Here is a 20,212-nt window from a genome sequence, read left to right on the forward strand (position 1 = left end):
GATCATATTGTCGGCCACGCCGCCGTCGCGGCAGCAGGACTGCATGCCAGCCAAGACTGACAACCGCACCGTTAGCAAATCGAAAACCGCCCGCGCTGAGCCGCGCAGCGTCAGCGAGGTCGTGGATTGGCTCCGCGAGCGCATTCGCCGGGGCAGCTTCGTGCCGGGCCAGCGTCTGGTCGAAGCGGACATCATGCGTGAGCAGCCGAGCGCGACGCGTACTCGCGTTCGTGAGGCATTGCAGCGGTTGTCGAGCGAGGGGCTGGTGACCATCGAAGAGTTCCGGGGTGCGTCAGTGAAGCGCTTCACGCACGACGACCTGCGGCAGATGTATCGGGCGCGCATGGCGCTCGAAGGCATGGCGGCGGCCGATTTCGCCGCGGCCGATCGGCCCGAGCTCAAGCGGAAGCTGCAGAAGATCCAGGCCGAGCTGAACGAAATCGAGGACACCATCGATCACGAGCGCTTCGCGCGGCTCAACGACGAGTGGCATCAGCTGATCATCGAAGGCTCGGGCAACCAGTTCATCCGCATGTTTCTGGAGCGGTTGCGCATCCCGATCTATCGGCTGCTGATCACGACGTTCTACAGCGCCCGGCGCATCGATAACGCCAACGCCGGTCATCGCAAGATCACCGAAGCGATCGTCAATGGCCGAGTCAAGGATGCGGAGCGGCTGATGCGCGACCATATCGCCGAGGGTCTGGAAACATTGTCCGCGATGGACCTGGACCTCGAGTAGCTTCACTCGCCGTGCACCTTTGCGGTGAATGTCCCGACGACGGGCAGCGTCAGCTGTGAGGCGTGCGCTCGGTCATGATGGATCGTGAGAGTCGGCGGCGGATCGAATTGCACATTGCGTGAGCGCTGACGCGGATCCGCGCCGGCTACCGTCAAGCGCACGCGATGACCGGCTTTGATGATCGTAGAGGTCGGTAACAGATCCAGCCGCAGCCGCGCAGGTTTGCCAGGAATCAGCGGCTCGGCATCCTGCCGTTCGCCGCGGTGATAGGGCAGGCCCATGAAGTTTCGATAGGGCGTCGGCTGCTCGCCTCGATGTGAGGCTCGCAGGCGACCATGCGTCACGATGGACGCAGTACCGTCGGGCGCCACATCCTCCAAGTAAACGAAAACATCGGCGTCAGGGGTGGTCGATGAGATCCACAGGTCGACCATGGGATGGCCGGCGATGTGCGCATCGGCGCTGAGTGCCGGGGTCGTGTAGCTGAGGCCGTGCTGCTCCACGCCACAAGGCCACATCAGAAAGTACAGATCGACCTTCCCGCTGCACTTGGGATCGTAGTTGACCGTGAACTCATTGCTCACTGTCGCGGTGGCGTCTGCTTTGCTCGTGAGTCGACCCGTGACGCCTGGTGAGGCACTGCCGCCGAGGTGCAGTAGTTGATTGCGAGCGTTTGCCAGCGGCCACTGGTCGGTGCTGCTCCATTCCTTGCCGGTGGGGGCGTTGACGGTGCGATAGTAGATCGGCGCTTCGCGCTGCCAGCCGTTATCCACCTTCTTCAGGAAATGATCGAAGAAGCGCAGGAATTCTGTGGCCATGGGAAAGTCGCCGACCTCGCAATGTCCCCATTCGCCCATCCACAGCTTGCGTGGATTGTTGAGATTGTTGTACGCGAGCGTCGCTTCGAAGCTGCCTTCATCCAGCCAATTGCCCCAGATGAAGATGCCGACCCCGGAGCGCTCGATCTCCTTGGTGTAGCTGGCGACACTGGATTCACGCCAGAACGGCACACGCAGCAGCGGCGAAACGTCATCGCGATAGCTCATCCCCGCCCACAATTCCGCCATCGGCGTGCCCTTGATGTGTTCGGCGATTGCGCTGGCTGCTTGCCTGCCGTCCGTGTCGGACTCCACTGGCACCACGCCTTGGCCGTAATCCTGGCCGGGATTCTCGGGACGAGTGTTGAACTGCGCCGTGATGCCGCCGCGGCTGACGAATCCATATTTGTCGAAATCGGTGCAGCCGGGCGCAATGGCTCGCAGATGCGGCGCCATCATCGTGGCCGCATGCCAGGTCGTGCCGCCCAGATAGGAACATCCGGCGACGCCAATGGCCCCTGTGCTCCACGGCTGCTTGGCGAACCACTCGGTCATCTCATAAGCGTCGCGAGCTTCAGTACGATCTTGAAAACCGCGGCGAGCGCCGAAGGACGCGCCTCGCCCACGCGTGTCCACGGCAGCGACCACATAGCCGTGGCTCAACAACGGCATGAGGTGCAAGCGCTCGAGAGGATTGACGAGCTCGCCTTTGGCGTCCGTATAGGCGCGCCGATACGGCGTATGGATCCAGACGACCGGAAACTTCTCGTCGACCGCGCGGCCGTTCTCGGCCGGACGATAGATGTCGACAGCGAGCTTTACGCCGTCCGACATCGTCACGTACTGAGAGGTTTTCTGCCATTCGCTGAAACGCGCTTCGGAATAGCCGCGATACACGCCGGGCCGCGACTCTTTCGCCTCGCTTGCCTGAGGCGAATGGAAGGGCAGCAGCAGCACGCAGGCTGCCCAGGCGAGTCGCGGAGTGTTCTTTGGCATGCGTATGGTCACCAGCGCTTGGTCAGCACGAAAGAAACGAAACGGCCCAGCGGCGACACGTTCTGGTTGTCCCAGGACACGATGCCGTTCAACACGATCGGCGGATCCTCGTCGAGCAGGTTCTGGCCGTTCACCGACAAGCTCACCCCGCTCAGCGCGCCGCGCTCTGCGCCGAAGTCATACACGATCGAGGCATCGACGGTCCGGTAGCTGTCGACCTCGACGTTGGGAGCGATTGCCGTGTTCAGATAGCTGTCGACGTAGTTCACATACGCGTTCGCCGACCAACCGTGCAATCGCCAGCCCACCGATGCGCGTGCGCGAAGGTCGACCGGATTGCTGTACGTATCGAGTACATCGACGAAGGGCAGGCCGGGCGCTGTGGCGCGCGTCAGGTCGAGGATCTTCGCCGCATCGAAGCCCAGGCGCCAATCGCCGAACGAGGTGCTGAAGCTATAGCCGAGGTTCAGATCGATGCCTTGCTGCTTCATGCTGCCGAGGTTCGCGCGGCGGCCGTCGATGATGGCGTTGATGTTGGTAACGGGCTCCGCTGGACTCTGCAGGTCGGGATTGCTGAGGAAGGACTGCACCAGTGCATTGAAAGCGGCCGTAGCCGCTGCATCGCTGGCGGGCGGCCGACGAATTACATACGGACCATAAACGTCCGCATTCGTAAGCGCCGTGTTCAGGACGACGTCGATGCGGTCCGTGTAGTCCACGTCATAGTAGGTGATTGATGCGGTCAACCCTTGCAGCGCGCCGGTGGGGGCCCAGTCCAATCCCACCGACCAAGTGGTCGCCTCTTCGGGCTTCAAGGAGGCGCGACCCCCGTTGTGATAGATGCCGCGAGTAATGCCGCCGGGACCCGCCGGATCGGTCAGGTTCTGAATGAAGATATTGTGGATCTGTTCGCTGGTGTCGACGAGCGACGGGGCGCGGAACGACGTGCCATAAGTGGCGCGGGCGGTGAGCGACGAAATCGGGCGCCAGATGACGCCGACTTTCGGATCGGTCGTCGAGCCGAAGTCGGAGTACTCCTCGCGGCGTCCGGCCACTGACACGCTCAAGCTGTGAATGCCGGGGATAGCTTGCCCCTCGCTCACCACCGGCACGAACACTTCGCCGAAGAACGAAGTGTTGTGGCGGCGGTTCAGAATCTTCTTGGTCACGACCGCGCCGGAGGCCAGCACGTTGTTGGCGTCCAGCTGCTGACGGAACTCGTTGTCATGACGTTCCATGCCAATGGCGACTCGCACGTCGCCGCCCGGCAGCGAGAACAGCGGGCCGTCGGCCTTCAACGCCAGATTGCGTGCTTCGCTGGTGGCGTGGGTGTCGCGATTTGCGATGATCACATCGACCAGTCCCGGATTGTTGGTGACGTTGAATGTGCCATCGCCGAATGGATTGAATGCAGTCGCCGGATTGCTGCTCGCCAAGGCGGCCGTCAGCGCGGCGCCGTTGGTGATCGCGCCACGACGCTGAAAGCCGCGATTCTTGCTGAAATTGGCATAACCTTCGATGCGCCAGTCGCCGCCCAGATCGTAGCCTGCGCCGACGGCGTTCTGCAGGGCATTCTCGTAACCCGACAGCTGTGGGTCTGCGTCCTCGGCGAGGAAACGATACTCGACGTTGACGAACGCCGGCGAGCCGAGTGCGGCGGGCGCCACGAAGTAGGCATTCGTGTTTGGCACACGCAGTTGGCCCGAGGCGGGCGCGACGCGCTCGTCGAAGTCACGCTCGGAAAGCCAGCCTTGATACCAGAGGTCCAGCTTGCCGAATTCCTGGCGCGCATCGACGAAGAAGCTGTCGCGTTTCTGATTGGGCAGCAGATCGGCGAACGAGCCTTCGTCGAAACGATTCGCGGTGCCCGCGGTGAGTTGCGCAGGATTGAGTCCAGTGCCTGAGCCTGCGGGCAGGGGATAGCGCGTCGTGCCGACCACGATGTTTCCTGGCGACGCGAGCGTTGGCCGCGCATCCGAGCCGCCGCGTGCACGACGATCGTTCGTTGCAAAGTCGCGGTCGGCGCCTGACAGGTGATCGCGTTCGTTGTGCTCGTACGCGGCGAACACACTGCCGCTGTCCCAGGTGAAACCGAAGTTCTGACTGACGATCTTCTGGCTGGTGCCGTCCGCGACGCCATAACGCACCAGGGTTTCGGCGCCTTCGAAATTTTTGCGCGTAATGATGTTCACGACGCCGGCGACCGCATCCGAGCCGTAAATGGCGGATGCGCCATCGACCACGACCTCCAGGCGTTCGATCGCAGCGGACGCGATGACATTGGGGTCGTACAGCGACTTGATGACGCCGGCTGGCGCGAGTCTGCGACCGTTGATCAGCAGCAGCGTCGCTTCATTGCCGATGCCGCGCAGATTGATACCGGAGACCCGAGTGGCATTCGCCGCGCCATCCTGCGCACCACCCAGGCGGCTTTCGTCGGCACCGAGATTGAGAACCTGGGGGAGGGCACGGGCCAGATCGCTGCTGGTCGCAAGGCCCGTCGCCATGAGCTCTTCGCGATCCAGGGCAACCACCGGTGCGCCCGCACTGGCTACGCCACGAATACTCGTGCCCGTGACGACCACTTGTTCCACGACCTGTTCGGTGTCCGCTTGCTGTGCCGTCGTCGCCGTTGCTGCAACCAATGCACAAGCACCGAATAAAACTGGACGTCGTCGCATGGATCCCCCCTTGCCGTCCGAGTGCGCCCGGCTCGTGCCGGACTTGTTTGTGATGCGCTCCAGACTAGGAAGTGCCGATGAAATTGTCAACAATTTGGCCGATGAAAATCCCTGTTCAAGTGGTTGTTTGCACGGGATAAAAATGACGTATGCCGGGCACCGCTTCTGCTTATGAAGCGCCCGGAGAGAAAATATCTGCGGAATTTTCTGCAGTTACCCGAGGGCAACTGTGCGGCCGAGGAACCAGTACAGTCCCTGACCGATCAGCACAGCGGCGGCGAGGTCGGTGAACAAAGGTCGCGGCATGGCCAGTCGCACCCTTCCAATCAGTGCAGCGATGCCCAGTGCGCCGAGCACGACAGCGAGCTGCCCGATCTCCACGCCGATGTTGAAGCCAATCAGCAACTCGGTCAGCCGCTGCGGCGGCAGTCGCATCTCCAGCAGGTTCGCCGCGAAGCCGAAGCCATGAATCAATCCGAAGACCAGTGTAATCAGCAGACGGGCGCGCGAGGCATCGCGTAGTTGCCCGGCGAACATGAGATAGCCGGCCGCGAACATACCGCCGCCAAGGAGCAGCGTCGTCGGCAACGTGATGCCAAGACCCAGATGTTTCGCGATCGCCATTACGAACAACAAGCCGCCCAGTCCGAGGGCGACGGGCAACGGACGGTGAGTTGAGTCGCCGACGTTTTCCGCACCGATCAGCACGATGGTCAGGGCCACCAGTGCATCGATGAACTGCGCGTCCGGGCGGAGTACACCGGTGACTGCGAGCGCCAGGGTCAGGCTATGACCGAGCGTGAAGCCGGTGACCACGAGCAACAGATCCTTGACGCGGCGGGAGATCAGCACCAGACCGAGCATGAACGCCATGTGATCGATGCCGGTGAAGATGTGCATGATGCCCATCTCGATGAACTTCAAAAGTCCCGCACCTTGCAACGTGCCGTGGGATTCACCGCCGGTGATTTCGACCTCGCGATGCTCGCTCGTCAGCAATTGCTCGAAGAAGTCTTGGTCGCCGATCTGAACGCGCGCGAAGTTGGTGTGTGAGGGCACGATGTCGTAGAAGACTGACGATTGGATCGCCAGATCCTTGCTGTCGGGGCACGTGAACTCCAGTTCGTCGCGAAGGAAGCCTGGGACGGCACTCAACGGTGTCGGACCGGCGGTGCGTTCGCAAGGCTTGTGGTTGGACAGGACCGACAGTCGCTCGCCCAAGTAGCGGCTGAACTCTTCTCGTGACGGCAGATCGGTGCCGGTCCTCGACAGGCGCTTCGCTTCCAGCTCGGGCACGATCATTTCGACGCGCACCGTGTTGCCCGAGACTTGCCACGAGGAATGGCTTTCGCTCAGCGTGTGCGCTGATGCGCCACTCGCAAGGAGCGCCATGCACGCAACCATCAACCACGGTCGCAGCAAGCGCATCATGGCTGATAGTCGCTCGCGTAATCCTTGGCGATCACGATGCTCGATTTACTGCGCAGAAACTTGATCGTCGCCTCCATCAGGCGCATCTGCTCGGCCTCCTTGTACGCAGTCAGCACTTGATCGGCCGCGGCCTCGAAGCTGAGTGGCTGGGGCATTTCATTCTTGAGGACCTGCACGATGTGCACGTCTGAGCCGACGGGCTGTGGATCGCTGACCTGTCCAGAGTGCAGCTCGCGGACCTGGGCGAACAGAGCGTCGCCGAGCCGATACTTCACCGCAAAGTAATAGTCCTCTTCGTGGCGCTGCGGCTCCTGCAGGTCGAAATCACGCAGTATGCGTTGAACGGGCGATCCCGATCTCAATGCTTCAGCCGCGGCGCGGGCTGCCCTCAGCTTCTCCTCAGTCGTTCGTCCCGACGCATTGCTCACGAGGAAGTCCCGGACCTCGATCTTTCCTTCCGTCGTAAACCTACCCGGGTGCTGGTCGTAGAACGCTCGCAGTTGCTGCTGTGCCGGATTCGCCGTAGCGACTTGCACGGTGATCTGACGCATGACCGCACTCACCAGCGCATTGCGGACATCCTGGTCCGTCTCACCAAAGTTCAGTTCCAGACTGCGTTGCACGAGCAGTTCTTCGCGCACCATGTCATTCAAGACTTTCAGCTGCGTGTCGCGGGAGCTGGTGGCGAGCGTCTCGCCAGTTTCATTTTCCAGCTGCGCGCTGAAGTCGCCACGCAGGATGGGCTGACCATTGATCAATGCGACGGCTTCATTCGGCACCGATCGAGTAGAGGTGCCTGCGGCGGTGAACAAGCCATAGCCTGCGATCGACAATCCAACAATTGCGCCAATGGCGCTGAAGGCGAGCGAGCGGGCATGGCTGACCGAAGGCTCCGCCACGGTGGGTGCTTCAACGACCGTGCTCATCATTCAGATCCGCCAGAAAGAAGTTGTTCTTGGGGGTGTCCGGGTCGTGTGCCGGTCGGCGCTGCGTGCTGCCGAGCGCGGCACTGAATAGCAAGCGGCCGCTGAGATTCGAGCGGTTCAGCCCGGCGACTTCATACAGCGCTTCGAACGATTCACTTTGGATCGAGCGCGCCAGCTCCGCCAGCGGCCAGGCGCGCGTCAGAGCCTCGGCGGTTTCCATGACCGCGACATCACGGGTTCCGGCGATAATCACGAAGCGATTGCCGGTGGGACCGGGAAAGCTGGAGAAGAAGCCGTAGTCGCGATAAGTCGAACCGGCTTCGGGCAGGCGTCCGGCCTGACTCACGTAGCGCCGACCGGTGCGTTTGTCGATGAGCTCGTCGAACGACGAGCCCACGCTCAGCCGGGAACGCTGGAAAGCGAGCTCCTGCAGCTGACGCATGCCGCTGATGTAGCCGATATAGATAATGTGCGATGAACGCAGCATGTCGGTCGTCAGATCCGAGGCGAGCACCATCTGCACTCGCTGTTGAGGTTGACCGGGAGCGGCGAGAGTCGTGAGCACATCGCGCATCGCAAATGCCGTCGAGGTTGGCAGGTAGGCGAGATCCAGGTCTTCGTAACGACCGTTCAGCCGCGGGTCGGATTGCAGTTGCTCCTCCAGCTCGCGTGCCGAGTTGATCGAGAACTCGCGCACCATGCGCTGTACTGCGCCGGAGCGGGGATCCGTTTCGCCGAAGATGTAGTAGTCACCGACGACTACGACGATCGGCCGGTTGTCGCCCAGCACCTTTGCCCAGATGGGATTTGCGCGCACGGTATCCAGCTCGCTCGCAGGCACGCTGGCGCGTAAATGGAAGCCGAGCAGGCCAGCGCAGGCGAGTAACAAACATCCAGCCGTGGCAACCATCGAGTTGCGCAGATTGAACCAGTCGCGGCGCTCAACGCGCGGCGGTGGCTGCTCTGCTGGCTCAACGATTTCGGCGGGCGGTGCATTCAAGTGCTCGAGGACGATTCGATATTCGCCCTTGGGCAGTACCAACCGTGCCGCTTCGTCGCATCCCGCTTGCGCATGAAACTCTTCGAGCTTGCGCCGCAGTTTGTGGACATACACCCGCACGGTCGAGTCCTGGGCGACCGCGAACGATTCGTCCTTGCCGAACACATCGATCGCGATCTCGATTTCTTTCGGCGGTGTACCGGCGACGGAGCGCGCGAGGAGATAGTCGAACAGCCGGCTCAGCGTGCTGGGCTTGCCTGGGAGGTTGGCGGCGCGAAAGCGCTCGGCCAGTTGCTGGATGGGGTCGGCTGCGGTCATGCGGGCGAGGTTGTCGTGTTCCTACGCTTCTAACGTTGCACGCGCCCGGCACAGACATTAAATGTCGACAGTGCCGCATGCCCTGCGTTTCAACGGCAAGACACGACGACAGTGGATGCCCATCCTATGCAGAGAAGAATGGCGGGGGGATTGCTGGTGCTGGCGCTGCTGGCCGGACCGGCAGCGGCGGAGCTCGACCTCACCGGCGCGTGGGGTCAGAAGATGCACGAGGACCGACTCGATCGCGGCGGTGGCCCGGACATCGGTGACTTTACGGCGCTGCCGATCAATGAGGCGGCGCTGTTGCGTGCCCAGACCTGGGATGCAAACAAATGGTCCGTGCCCGAGCATCAATGCGCGCCACATCCGGCTGACTATGGTCCGCACGGCCCGGCGCACATTCGTATCTGGACCACGACCGATCCGAATTCATTCAAGGTCGTCGCGTATCACATCATGCTCGGGTGGATGAACCCGGTGCGCACCATCTGGCTCGATGGCCGTCCGCATCCGTCACCGAACGCGCCGCATACGTGGGAAGGGTTTTCCACGGGCGTGTGGGATGGCGACACGCTGGTGGTGAAGACCACGCATTTGAAGGAGGGTTGGATCCGTCGCAACGGCATTCCGCGCAGCGCGAACGGAAAGCTCACCGAGTTCCTGATTCGCCACGACAACGTGCTGACCTGGGTCAGCGCGGTCGAGGATCCTGTTTATCTCACCGAGCCGTACGTGCGTAGTTGGAATTGGGTGCTCGCGCCGGGCTTGTGGATCAATCCGTACACCTGTGCCGCGCGCGTAGAAGTGGAGCGCCCGCAAGGCTTCGTCGCGCACTGGCTGCCTCCGGGCATGAATCCCATGCTCAAGGAATTCAGCGACAAGACCGGCTTTCCGACGCAGGTCACCAACGGTGGTGCGGCCCAGCTCTACCCGGAATATCAGCTGGAGCTAAAGAAACTGTTGCCCGCGCAGTTGCCCCAGTGGGGCGAGCCGGCAAATCCCTTCTGACCGCGACCCAGTTAGATCACGGAGCGCATTGTGAGTTGTAACAACAAGCCTGCATCGGCGGTCGGACTGCGTCGCCTGGCTGCGATGGTGATGCTGTCGGTTGCCATGGTTGGATTGCCTGCGCACGCGCAAAAGGCGCGCACGGCGAAAAACGCGAAGGGTGCTCAGCCCGCCGAGTTCGCCGGCGAGCTCGATGTGATGCACGTGAAAGGCAACGTATATCTGATCGGTGCAGCCGGCGGCGGCGCACACGCGGTCTTTCAGATCGGACCCGATGGCGTGGTCGTGGTCGATACACAGACGTCTGCGACCAGCGCGAAGCTGATCGAAGCGATTCGCAAAGTCACGCCTGAGCCGATTCGCATCATCCTGAACACCAGCTTTCTGCCGGATCATGCCGGCGGCAACGTGCCGGTGACCAAGGTGGGCAAGTTCATCGGCGATCGCGGCGAGATCAATGTGGCATCGATCAAGGGACACGAAGGCGTGCTCAATCGGATGAGCGGCGTCATCGGCAATGCGACCAGCCCGGAAGAAGCTTGGCCGACGGATGTTTATTACACCGGCACCATGGATCTGCACATGAACGGTGAGCCGGTGATCTTGATCCATCACCCGGCAGCCGCGACGGAGGGCGACAGCGTCGTATTCTTCCGAGGCTCCGACGTGGTCGTTGCCGGCGAGATCTTCACGCCCGACAGCTATCCCGTGATCCAGCCGGAGGAGCGGGGCGGCAGCTTGCAGGGCACGATCGATGCGTTGAACCGCATCATCGATCTCGCGGTGCCCGTGATGAATGCGCAAGGTGGAACGTTGGTGGTGCCGGCGTACGGGCCGATTGCGGACGAATACAGCGTCGTCATCTATCGCGACATGCTCACGATCATCCGCGACCGTATCGCCGATCTGATCAAACGCGGCATGACGCTCGAGCAGGTGAAAGCCGCGCGGCCCACGCTCGATTACGACGGCATCTATGGCACGGCCCCGCGCGGCTGGACCACGAGTCAGTTCGTCGAAGCGGTGTATCGCGAGCTGAGCGCGACGACGGACAAATCCAGCCCGGCCCCTGCGACGGCGTCGCCCTGACACGACTACGGAGATTGTTATGAGCTCGATGCCGATTCGCGGCGCTGGTTGGATGGTCATGAGTGTCGGCGCGCTGACGCTGGCGCTTGCGATGCCGAGTGGCGATGTGTCCGCGCAGAATCGAAACAGAGGTGCCGCGCCCGCGGGCGCACCGGGGCAGCCCACGCCACCGAAGTCCGCACGGGGAGCGGCTCCGTTCGATCTCACGGGTTATTGGGTGTCCGTGGTGACCGAAGATTGGCTCGAGCGCATGACCATGCCGCCGAAGAATTTCATCGGCAGCTTGCCCGTCAACGACGCAGCTCGTAAGGCCGCGGCCTCGTTCGATCTCGACGCTGACAAGGCGGCCGGACAGGAATGTCGACCGCATGGCGCCGCTGGCAATATCCGCTCGCCCGGTCGCCTGCACATCAGTTGGCAGAACGACGACACATTGCAGATCGACTTCTCGGCCGGCACGCAGACGCGAACGATCCCGTTCAAGGCTGCCGCGCCCAACTCGGAGTTGAGCTGGCAGGGTCAATCCGTGGGCAGCTGGAACGAAACGGTGCATCTGCGACAGTTCGCGGCACCCGCCCGAACAGGGCGGCCGGCACTGCGCGTGATTACTACGCAAATGCGTCCCGGCTATTTACAGAAGAACGGCATGCCTTACAGCGAGCAGGCAGTGATGACGGAGTTCTTCGATCGGTTCGAGCTCAATGGCACACCGTGGATCGTGGTCACGACGCAGATCGACGATCCGCAGTATCTGCGCGAGCCGCTGATCTGGAGCACGCAGTTCCGCAAAGAGCCGGATGGCTCGAAGTGGCGGCCAACGGCCTGCGGCGAGACTTGATCGATAGCGACAGCGCAGAATCGAACCGTGGACCCACGCATTACGAATGCGTTGCTCGACCCGCTGCGCTGGAGGGTTCTGTTGCCCGACCAATGAGTGTATGTTGTCGTTCGAGCCGCCGCTGACGATTGCACGCGACTTTGCATAAGCAACGCAGACGCCGGTTAACGTCGGGGGATACGTTGCGTCGAGGCGATCGGTCACGTCACGGGACGGCCGGCGGCGCAGGGAGCGTGCGTGCGCTGGCAGCCGTGATGCTGCTGGCCGCGAGTTCCATTGCGCTTCCCAACAGTGCGGGCAAGCTGCGCTTCGATATCCCTTCCCAAGGTCTCGACGACGCCTTGCGCGAATTCTCGCGTCAGGCCAAGCATCATCTGCTGTATCCCTCGGACATCATCGGTGCCGATGTGCGGCGTAGCTTGCGCGGCTATTACACCGTCGAGGAGGGGTTGGCGCAGCTGCTCGATCAAACGGATCTGGAGTTCGTGGTCGATGGCCATGGCAGCGTCGCCATCCGTCGACGCACGCGAGCCGTGAAAACAGAGCAGCCACCGACCCTCGTATCTGTAACGGAAAAGGTGGCTGATGCCGCTACTGCTACAGAGGATATCTGGCGCAGCGTGTCGATTGCCGAAGTCATCGTGACAGCCCGCCGCCGTGAGGAGAGTCTGCAGCAGGTGCCATTGGCGGTGACCTCCATCGATGCCAATGAGATCGAAGCACGCGGGATACAAAGCACCGAGGACCTGAACGCTCGCGCCCCCGGCGTTGCGGTGAACGGCGGAAATTTCTTCGGTCGCACCAATGGCGCATTTCGCGTTCGTGGCGTGCCCGGCGTTGCGGTGTACGTAGACGGCGTCGTCCGCAGCGGTTCTGCCGGGCTGCTGATGAACGTGGTGGAAATCGAGCGGCTCGAAGTGTTGCGCGGGCCGCAAGGCACGACGTTCGGTAAGAACGCCATCGGCGGTGCCATTCAATACGTCACTCGCAAGCCGCGTGAAGAGCAGGGTCTGCGCATCAAGGCGACCACCGGCTCGGCGAATCGAACCGATCTGCTGGTCGACATGGATCTGCCGTTGAGCGAGACACTGCTGACCAAGTTCACGGCGGCGACGCTGAATCGAGACGGTTACGTCGATAGTATCGACGGCAACTTCGCCTTCGGCGATCAGCGTGATCGAGTGCTCCGAGGGGATTTGCTGTGGCGGCCGAATGAACATTTCGACGCGTTGTTGATCGGCGAGTACGCCGTTCAAAAGAGCAACGGCACGCCGGGGGTCACCTGGCAACTCAATCCCGTGTGCCCGGGAGCTCAGCCGCCCGACAATTTCGTCGGCAGGGCACCGAACAGTCCTTGCATCTACGAGGCGGTCGGCATGCCTATCGATCCGGCGTGGAGCTATGGCGCATCCGAGCGGTGGAAATCGGCGGCCAATCGGCCTGTTCGACAAAACAGCTACGTGTCCAGCGGCGGTACGCTCGAATTGAACTGGGACGTGAGCGAGCGGGTGCACGCCAAATCGATCAGCGGCTATCGGCAGATTGATTCCTACATGGGGCACGACTTCGATGGCACGCCGTATCACTTGTATCAGGCATTCTCGGCGCAAGACCGGCAGGAGCTGAGCGAAGAGTTGCAACTGCTCTACAGCGGTGAGCACCTCACCGGCACCAGCGGCGTTTACTACTACGCCGATCGCACCTGGTCGACGCGTCAGAATTGGGTCGCGAACGAGCTTCGTTTCGATCCTTGGCTCAGCGCGAGGCAGGCATTGGGCGGCCACTACGCTGCGTACGATCCGCTAATCATCGATTCACTGACCGAGGCGCGCAGCGAGGGGTGGGCGGTGTTCACCGAATGGACCGCGCGACTGACCGGCAAACTGTCCGTCAGCCTCGGCGCACGCTATACGCGCGACGATATTGCGCAATCCAATTATCGACCGCGTCAGCCGCTGGCCGAGTTGTGCTGTGCGCCGACGCGTGTATTCAGTCCCGATGGTCCGAAGCTCGCGGGCAATTCCGGGAGTGCGACGTTCGATGAAGTCTCACCGCGGCTTTCCATTCAGTATCGGTGGTCGCCGGATGTGATGACCTATTTCACGCGCGCGTCCGGCTTCAGTGCCGGCGGATTCAGCGGCGGCAATGTGCCATTTCTGCCGAATGGCGGATTCGCTCCATTCGGCCCCGAAACGCTGGTCACGAATGAAGTGGGTGTGCGCGCCGATCTGCTCGGGCGGCGCCTGCGTCTGAACGCGACTTGGTTCGATGGCGAGTACGACGACGTGCAGATCGCGGAGGAGTTGCAGGAAGCGCCGGGATTTCCAGTCACGACCAATGCGGGCGAGGGGCGCATTCGGGGTGTCGAGCTGGAAGGGGCCTGGAATGTCACCCAACAACTCACGTTGCAGTATGGCGCAAGTTGGTTGCACACCGAATTCACCAAAGTGGGGCGTGCGAAGAATCTGGAGATCGGCTCCGAGTTCGCATACGCGCCAGGGTTCGCCTATTCCATTGGCGCGCAGTATGACTGGAGCTTGTCAGCGGGTAATGCATTGAGCGCGCGCTTCGATTACGGCTGGCAGGATCGAGTGTTCACGCAATCGGACATCAATACGCGATCGCTGCAGCGGGCTTATGGCGTCGGTAATGCTCGACTGTCCTATCGGGATGCGCGCAATCGCTGGGAACTCTCCCTGTTCGGCAGCAATCTGTTCAACGAGTTCTATCGGATCAACGGGTTCTTTCTGCCCGCGGATCAGATCGATACGGGCACCCCGGCGCGACCGCGGGAGTGGGGGCTGTCGGTGCGTTATGCCACCCACTGAAATGTCGACAGTGCCTGACCGCGAAAGTATTAGCTTCAGTGAGCTTTAGCTGGAGGTCGAGTGCCGCCATTCGTATTTGAAATCGCCCGGCTGAGGGTGGTGTCCGGTCGAGGCAGTCGCGCACGCCTTGGTGAAGAGGTCAGTGTGCTCGATCGGCGGCGCGTGCTCATCATCGTCAGCCCGAGTCATGCAGCAACCGCGGCCGAGGTCGCGGCGTTGCTCGGTGATCGCTGCGTCGGCATTTACGACAAGGTCGTCCAGCATGTGCCTGCGCCGGTCGCGGCTGCAGGGGTTGCGCACGCACGAACGGTTGAAGCGGACGCTTGCATCGCTCTCGGTGGCGGATCGGCGATCGGCCTGGCGAAGGCCATTGCACTCGAGACCGGGCTGCCCATCATCGCAGTCCCCACCACGTATTCCGGCTCGGAGATGACGGCGGTGTGGGGTATCACGACGGACGGCGTGAAGCGCACGGGGAAGGATGAGAAGGTGTTGCCGCGCTCCGTCGTCTATGACGCCGAGCTGACCGCGACGTTGCCAGCGAAGATCGCCGGCCCGAGCGGGCTGAACGCCTTGGCGCATCTGGTCGAAGGGTTGTATGCGCAGAACGCCAATCCAATGATGTCGACGCTTGCGCAAGAGGGCGTTCGAGCGATTGCACGAGCCTTGCCCAGAGTCTGCGCGAGTCCGGCCGATTTGGATGCGCAGGAAGAAATGCTCTACGGCGCCTGCCTCGCGGGCATTCTGCTGGGCTCAACCGGCATGTCGTTGCATCACAAGTTGTGTCACACGCTCGGTGGAACGTTCAACACGCCGCATGCCGAGACGCATGCGGTCGTCCTTCCGTATGCAACGGCGTTCAATTTGCCCGCCGCGTTGGATGCCCGCAATCGATTGACGGTTGCGTTGGGCACGGAGGCGATTGCCAGCACGATTCATGCGTTGGGGGCAGCGGTGGGAGCACCGCGCTCGCTGCGTGAGTTGGGGCTGAGCCAAGCGGATCTGGACCGTGCCGCCGAGATCGCGACGCGCACGCCTTATTTCAACCCGCGTCCTGTTACGCGCGATGCCATCCGGCAATTGCTCGAGGATGCTTACAACGGAGTCGTGCCCAGCCCATGACTCAAATCAACTCAGCACAGGCAGCGAATGCATTGCTGCTCAATCAGGTCATCGCCGCGTACAGCCGCACCGACAACGCGCGCTGGAACGTCGTGATCGAAAGTCTGTTGCGTCACCTGCATGGCTTCGTGAACGAAGTCGAGCTGCGTCCGGAGGAGTGGTGGACGGCCATCGACTTTCTGACGCGCACCGGTCAAGCGTGCGTCGGTCCGCGACAGGAGTTCATTCTGTTATCCGACGCGCTGGGTTTGAGCTCGGCAGTCGATAACCTCAACAATGCGTCCCTCGCGGGCGCGACCGAGTCCGCGGTGACCGGGCCGTTCTACGTGCCACATTCGCCGCACATCGAAAACGGCGGCAGCATCGCGCTGGCGGGCGAGGGTGAGACCGTTCTGATTCGTGGCCGCGTGCTCGACACCGCAGGCCATCCGATCTCTGCAGCCGAGCTGGACATCTGGCACACCTCGCCGAATCAGCTGTACGCGGTGCAAGACAAGAACCAGCCGGAGATGAATTTCCGCGGCAAGTTGCGAACGCGCACGGACGGCAGCTTTGCGTTCCACACGATCAAACCGATCGCCTATCCGGTGCCCGTGGATGGTCCGGTGGGCCAGCTGCTGAACAAGGGGGGGCGGCATCCGATGCGCCCGGCTCACATCCATTTCATCGTGAGCGCCCCAGGCTATCAGTCCGTCACGACGCAACTGTTCACCCGGGGCGACGAATTCATCGATTCGGATGCTGTGTTCGGCGTCAAGGACTCGCTGCTCATCGACTACCAGCGCAATACCGATCGCTCGCTGGCGGTCGACTGGGTGCTCGACCACGATTTCGTGCTAGCGGGTCCGTCGGCAGGTTAGCCGTCTATGTCTCACGATCAGGACGCGGATGATCGCGGTCCCGCCGGGCAGCCGACTTACTTCGTGTACGAGGACGGCGGCCAGCGCTGGCGCTGGTTCCTCCTGGATGGCCAGCGACGCAAGATCGCCAACTCCGGCCGGGGCTACCGCAGCCGAGCCGACTGCCTGGCCAGCATCGATCTGGTGCGCCTGTCCGCCGACGCCGGGCTGCGCGAACCGTAGCGTGGGAAAAATTGTCGGCACTCGACCCACTGCTACGTATGTACCTGTGTCTGCGTCGAAATACCGAGCCGAGTCAGGGGCACAAGCGTCCGTCCAATGAGTTTTGCCAAGGTCAAGCTGCAGCTGGTGCGCGCGCTCAAGCCCGACTCGAACGAGCGGGTTGGGGCCCCCGTTGCGGGCCCTGAGACCGACGCCGAAGCGGCGGCCATGAGCGATGCGGAGCGGGCCGCGCTGGTCGAGCGCCTGTTCAGTCATCACCGCAGCGCCTTGCTTCAGTACCTCACGCGCCTGCTGTCCAACAGCGACGATGCCGAAGAGGTGCTGCAGGAAACCTACGTTCGACTGTTGCGAGTCGAGCATCTGGATCACCTCGACGATCAGGTGCGCCGGTTTCTGTTCAAGATTGCCACCAACCTGGCGCGAGATCGCTTTCGCCAGCGCAAGTCGCGTTCCTATGCGACGCACATTCCCTACGAGCTGGTGGATCTGGTCGGCGAGCAGGAGTCGCCCGACGAGATCATCGATTGGGATCACGGCATGCAGGTCGTGAAGCAGGTGCTGCTGGATCTACCGCCGCGGCACCGGCAAGTGTTCCTGCTGCACGTCACACAAAATATGAGTTATCGGACGATCAGTCGTCATCTGGGGGTCAGCACGAAAACAGTGGAGCGCGATATCGCCATGGTGTTGGAACTGTGTCAGAGCCGCTTGAGGACGGATCGATGAGCGACCGGGATCTCAAAAGCGGTGACTCGATGGACATCCGCGCGGTGGAAGCCGCGGCGGCCCGTTGGTTCGTGCGGCTGCACGATCATCCGGTCAGCCGCGAGACCGAGGCCGAGTTCGACGCGTGGCTGGATCAGGCTGCCGAGCATCGCGAGTGCTACATGCGATGCGAGCTGGTGATGGCCATGACGCGCGGACTGACCACCGAGGCGGAGTTGCAAGCGGACATCGACGTCTGCGCGGCGATCGCTGCCAAAGAGGCGGCGGCACAGGAGCGTTCTCGCCGCTTCAAAGAGAAGCGTTCCATCTGGATGAGCGCCGCGGCGACCGTCCTGTTCATGATTGCGACCGGCGCATATTTCTTCACGCACCGGGTCGAAACGCAGATCTATCAAACGCAGGTGGGCGAGCAGCGCCGTGTCGTGCTGGCCGATCACTCGACCGTCACGCTGAACACCGACACGGTGCTGGCCGTGACGCTCTCCGATGAGTCGCGCCACATCGAGATGCAGCGCGGGGAAGCATTCTTTTCTGTCGCACATGACGCCTCGCGTCCGTTTGAGGTGATAGCGGCGGGCGGATTGGTGCGCGCCGTGGGGACCGAGTTCGGTGTGGAGATGCAGCGGGGCGAGGTGACCGTTTCAGTGCTCGAAGGCGCGGTCGTGGTGCTGCCCAAGCAATCCGATCCCGTCGGCGACGTGCCGCGTCTCACGGCCAACATGGCAGTGAGCTATCGAGGCGGCGGCGCGATTGGTGAGATGCAGACGGCCGATGTGAGACGCATCACCGCGTGGCGAGAGGGCAAGCTGGTGTTCGACCAGGTGCCTCTGGCCGATGCCATCGCCGAATTCAACCGCTACTCGCCACGCAAGGTGCAGGTGGGCTCCGCGGCCATCGGTAGCCGGCCGGTCAGCGGCGTGCTGCAGATTGGCGATATGAGCTCGCTGCGGTTTCTGTTGCAGGAGTCGCTGGGTCTGAAGCTGATCGACCAGGGCGACACGCTGCTGCTGCAGGCACAGGATACGAAAGATAGAGGGGACGTTCGATGACGGTGGAATTCCAAACGGTGTTCGGCTCGCTGCAGGACTACGCCAAGGGCGAGCTGGAGATCATCAACGACAGCCCGAAGAACTACGCGTTCTCGAACGTCTTTGACGTTGCCTCGCGCTCCGCTGCGTATGAGAAGGTAGTGGTGGCAATCAACCTGGGCTACGTGCTCGAGACGCTGCGTGCCGAAGGCACATCGCCCTGGTTCGCGGCTGCGCATGACGAGTTCGCGATCGTGATGGACGGCGAGGTGGAGGTGGAGCTGCTGAAGCTCGATGCTCCAGCGGTGCCGGCGTCGAAGAAGGGGACCGTCCAGCTCGACGGCTCGCCTGTAGGGCGCCGGATGGGATACGTCAAGTGCAAGCGTGGCCACCAGGTGTTGTTGCCGCAGGGCGCGGCCTACCGCTTCAAGGCGGCGCGTCCAGGCGTGATTCTGCTGCAGACCATCGAAGGCGAGCTGTCGAAGCAGAAGTGGCGAGAGATCTGTTACACCTGACGAACGAGGATTGCGGAATGAATGCATTGGACGTGGTGGCTTCACCCGCGAGCAACGAAACGGGTTACCGCAGTTTCCAGCTCGGCAGCTTCTCGTTCAGCCGCGACGAATATTTCGTGCGTGTCGGCTGGGAAGCGAATGGCCAGCAGCTGTCTCACAAGATGTCGGCCGATGCATTCCTGCGCGCCGTCATGCGCGACGTGGCCTGGGGGTTCTTCTACGGCTGGGTCAATTTCGATGCGATGATCGGCACGCGCAATCTCTACGGCAAAGTGGAGTTCTACGCCGGCACTTACAACCCGGCGTACAAGGAGCGTGGCCTCGATCACATGGAGACGTTCGATTCGCGCCAGATCATGGCGACCTTCAAAGCCATGCTGGATGACTGGACCAACGAAGGCTTCGATCCGTTCGCCGCACCGGATGAAACCAGCAAGAGCTGGCTGGGCAAGAAGCGCGGTCACAATCGCGGTGCCATCGAGCGTGAGCGGCAGGCGTGCAAGCGCATGCCAGGCTTGCCAGGCGATGCGGAGCTGCGCACCGACGAGAACGGCTATCCGGTGAATCGCGCATTCGCCGACGTTTCCCAGGACGAGCCGGAGATTCATGCCGAGCCCGGTTTCGAGAACGAGCTGCATGCCTTCAGCTTGTTTGCCTACCTGTCCCGGTCGGACGTGACGTGGAACCCGTCGGTGTCATCGGTGCTCGAGCGCAGCCTGTGCTGCCCGACCACCGAGGAATACATCCTGCCGATCAAGCACGGCAACGATCGGGTCGAGTGGTTCATCCAGCTGAGCGATGAGCTGGAATGGCAGATCGAAGACAAGAACACGGGCGCACCGCGCGCCAAGGTCATCATGAAGGCTGGAGATGTCGCCGCCATGCCGGCGGACATTCGCCATCAGGGCTTCTCCAAGAAGCGCTCCATGCTGCTGGTGTGGGAGAACGCCACGCCCGAGCTGCCGCAGCTGTACGAAAGCGGCAAGCTGAAGCCGTATCCGGTCGAGTTCTAAAGACCGTTCCCTTTGAGTCGAGCGTCGAGCGCCGTTGTCGAGCGACAACGG

Annotated in this window: 17 protein-coding genes; 12 read left to right on the forward strand and 5 right to left on the reverse strand. The window is 62.2% G+C overall.

The annotated features are described in order from the left end of the window. Window positions 1-43 precede the first annotated feature (43 nt). Window positions 44-742 (forward strand): GntR family transcriptional regulator, encoded by a 699-nt coding sequence (locus D0550_RS13155; protein WP_116809735.1) that lies wholly within the window; start codon window positions 44-46, stop codon window positions 740-742. A gap of 2 nt (window positions 743-744) precedes the next feature. Here the strand turns inward: D0550_RS13155 and D0550_RS13160 are convergent, their stop codons facing one another. From D0550_RS13160 to D0550_RS13180, 5 genes are all read right to left on the reverse strand, one after another. Then, complete coding sequence (locus D0550_RS13160) at window positions 745-2,556, reverse strand: CocE/NonD family hydrolase (protein ID WP_153067144.1); 1,812 nt, start codon at window positions 2,554-2,556, stop codon at window positions 745-747. Between the two features lie 8 nt (window positions 2,557-2,564). Further along, complete coding sequence (locus D0550_RS13165) at window positions 2,565-5,237, reverse strand: TonB-dependent receptor domain-containing protein (RefSeq protein ID WP_116809649.1); 2,673 nt, start codon at window positions 5,235-5,237, stop codon at window positions 2,565-2,567. A 213-nt stretch (window positions 5,238-5,450) separates the two neighbouring features. Then, window positions 5,451-6,629: a HupE/UreJ family protein gene (locus D0550_RS13170; protein ID WP_206606254.1), complete on the reverse strand. Its 1,179-nt coding sequence runs from the start codon at window positions 6,627-6,629 to the stop codon at window positions 5,451-5,453. A 35-nt stretch (window positions 6,630-6,664) separates the two neighbouring features. Next, window positions 6,665-7,594, reverse strand: a complete 930-nt coding sequence (locus D0550_RS13175) for a peptidylprolyl isomerase (protein WP_161965807.1) — start codon at window positions 7,592-7,594, stop codon at window positions 6,665-6,667. Next, window positions 7,578-8,912: a helix-turn-helix domain-containing protein gene (locus D0550_RS13180; protein WP_116809652.1), complete on the reverse strand. Its 1,335-nt coding sequence runs from the start codon at window positions 8,910-8,912 to the stop codon at window positions 7,578-7,580. The genes D0550_RS13175 and D0550_RS13180 overlap by 17 nt, the downstream gene beginning before the upstream one ends. A gap of 126 nt (window positions 8,913-9,038) precedes the next feature. On the opposite strand from D0550_RS13180, the gene D0550_RS13185 reads away from it, so the two are divergent. The 11 genes from D0550_RS13185 (at window position 9,039) to D0550_RS13240 (ending at window position 20,161) form a co-directional block, all read left to right on the forward strand. Continuing rightward, window positions 9,039-9,920, forward strand: a complete 882-nt coding sequence (locus D0550_RS13185) for a hypothetical protein (RefSeq protein ID WP_153067145.1) — start codon at window positions 9,039-9,041, stop codon at window positions 9,918-9,920. A 30-nt stretch (window positions 9,921-9,950) separates the two neighbouring features. Further along, window positions 9,951-11,009, forward strand: coding sequence for an MBL fold metallo-hydrolase (locus D0550_RS13190; RefSeq protein ID WP_153067146.1), 1,059 nt, complete (start codon window positions 9,951-9,953; stop codon window positions 11,007-11,009). Between the two features lie 19 nt (window positions 11,010-11,028). Further along, window positions 11,029-11,847 (forward strand): hypothetical protein, encoded by an 819-nt coding sequence (locus D0550_RS13195; protein ID WP_116809655.1) that lies wholly within the window; start codon window positions 11,029-11,031, stop codon window positions 11,845-11,847. A 233-nt stretch (window positions 11,848-12,080) separates the two neighbouring features. Next, a complete protein-coding gene (locus D0550_RS13205) occupies window positions 12,081-14,675 on the forward strand; it encodes a TonB-dependent receptor domain-containing protein (RefSeq protein WP_116809656.1) in 2,595 nt (864 codons plus the stop codon). Window positions 14,676-14,735: 60 nt separating this feature from the next. Further along, window positions 14,736-15,797: a maleylacetate reductase gene (locus D0550_RS13210; protein WP_116809657.1), complete on the forward strand. Its 1,062-nt coding sequence runs from the start codon at window positions 14,736-14,738 to the stop codon at window positions 15,795-15,797. Continuing rightward, a complete protein-coding gene (locus D0550_RS13215; RefSeq protein WP_116809658.1) occupies window positions 15,794-16,657 on the forward strand; it encodes a dioxygenase family protein in 864 nt (287 codons plus the stop codon). The genes D0550_RS13210 and D0550_RS13215 overlap by 4 nt, the downstream gene beginning before the upstream one ends. Before the next feature lie 6 nt (window positions 16,658-16,663). Next, window positions 16,664-16,879: a DUF1508 domain-containing protein gene (locus D0550_RS13220; protein WP_116809659.1), complete on the forward strand. Its 216-nt coding sequence runs from the start codon at window positions 16,664-16,666 to the stop codon at window positions 16,877-16,879. A gap of 96 nt (window positions 16,880-16,975) precedes the next feature. Then, entirely contained in the window at window positions 16,976-17,605 is a 630-nt protein-coding gene (locus D0550_RS13225; protein ID WP_116809660.1) for an RNA polymerase sigma factor, read from the forward strand. Beyond that, window positions 17,602-18,654: a FecR family protein gene (locus D0550_RS13230; RefSeq protein ID WP_116809661.1), complete on the forward strand. Its 1,053-nt coding sequence runs from the start codon at window positions 17,602-17,604 to the stop codon at window positions 18,652-18,654. The genes D0550_RS13225 and D0550_RS13230 overlap by 4 nt, the downstream gene beginning before the upstream one ends. After that, a complete protein-coding gene (locus tag D0550_RS13235; RefSeq protein WP_116809662.1) occupies window positions 18,651-19,148 on the forward strand; it encodes a cupin domain-containing protein in 498 nt (165 codons plus the stop codon). The genes D0550_RS13230 and D0550_RS13235 overlap by 4 nt, the downstream gene beginning before the upstream one ends. Window positions 19,149-19,165: 17 nt before the next feature. Then, entirely contained in the window at window positions 19,166-20,161 is a 996-nt protein-coding gene (locus D0550_RS13240; RefSeq protein WP_116809663.1) for a hydroxyquinol 1,2-dioxygenase, read from the forward strand. The last annotated feature ends 51 nt before the right edge of the window (window positions 20,162-20,212 follow it).

Source organism: Steroidobacter cummioxidans (assembly GCF_003104955.1).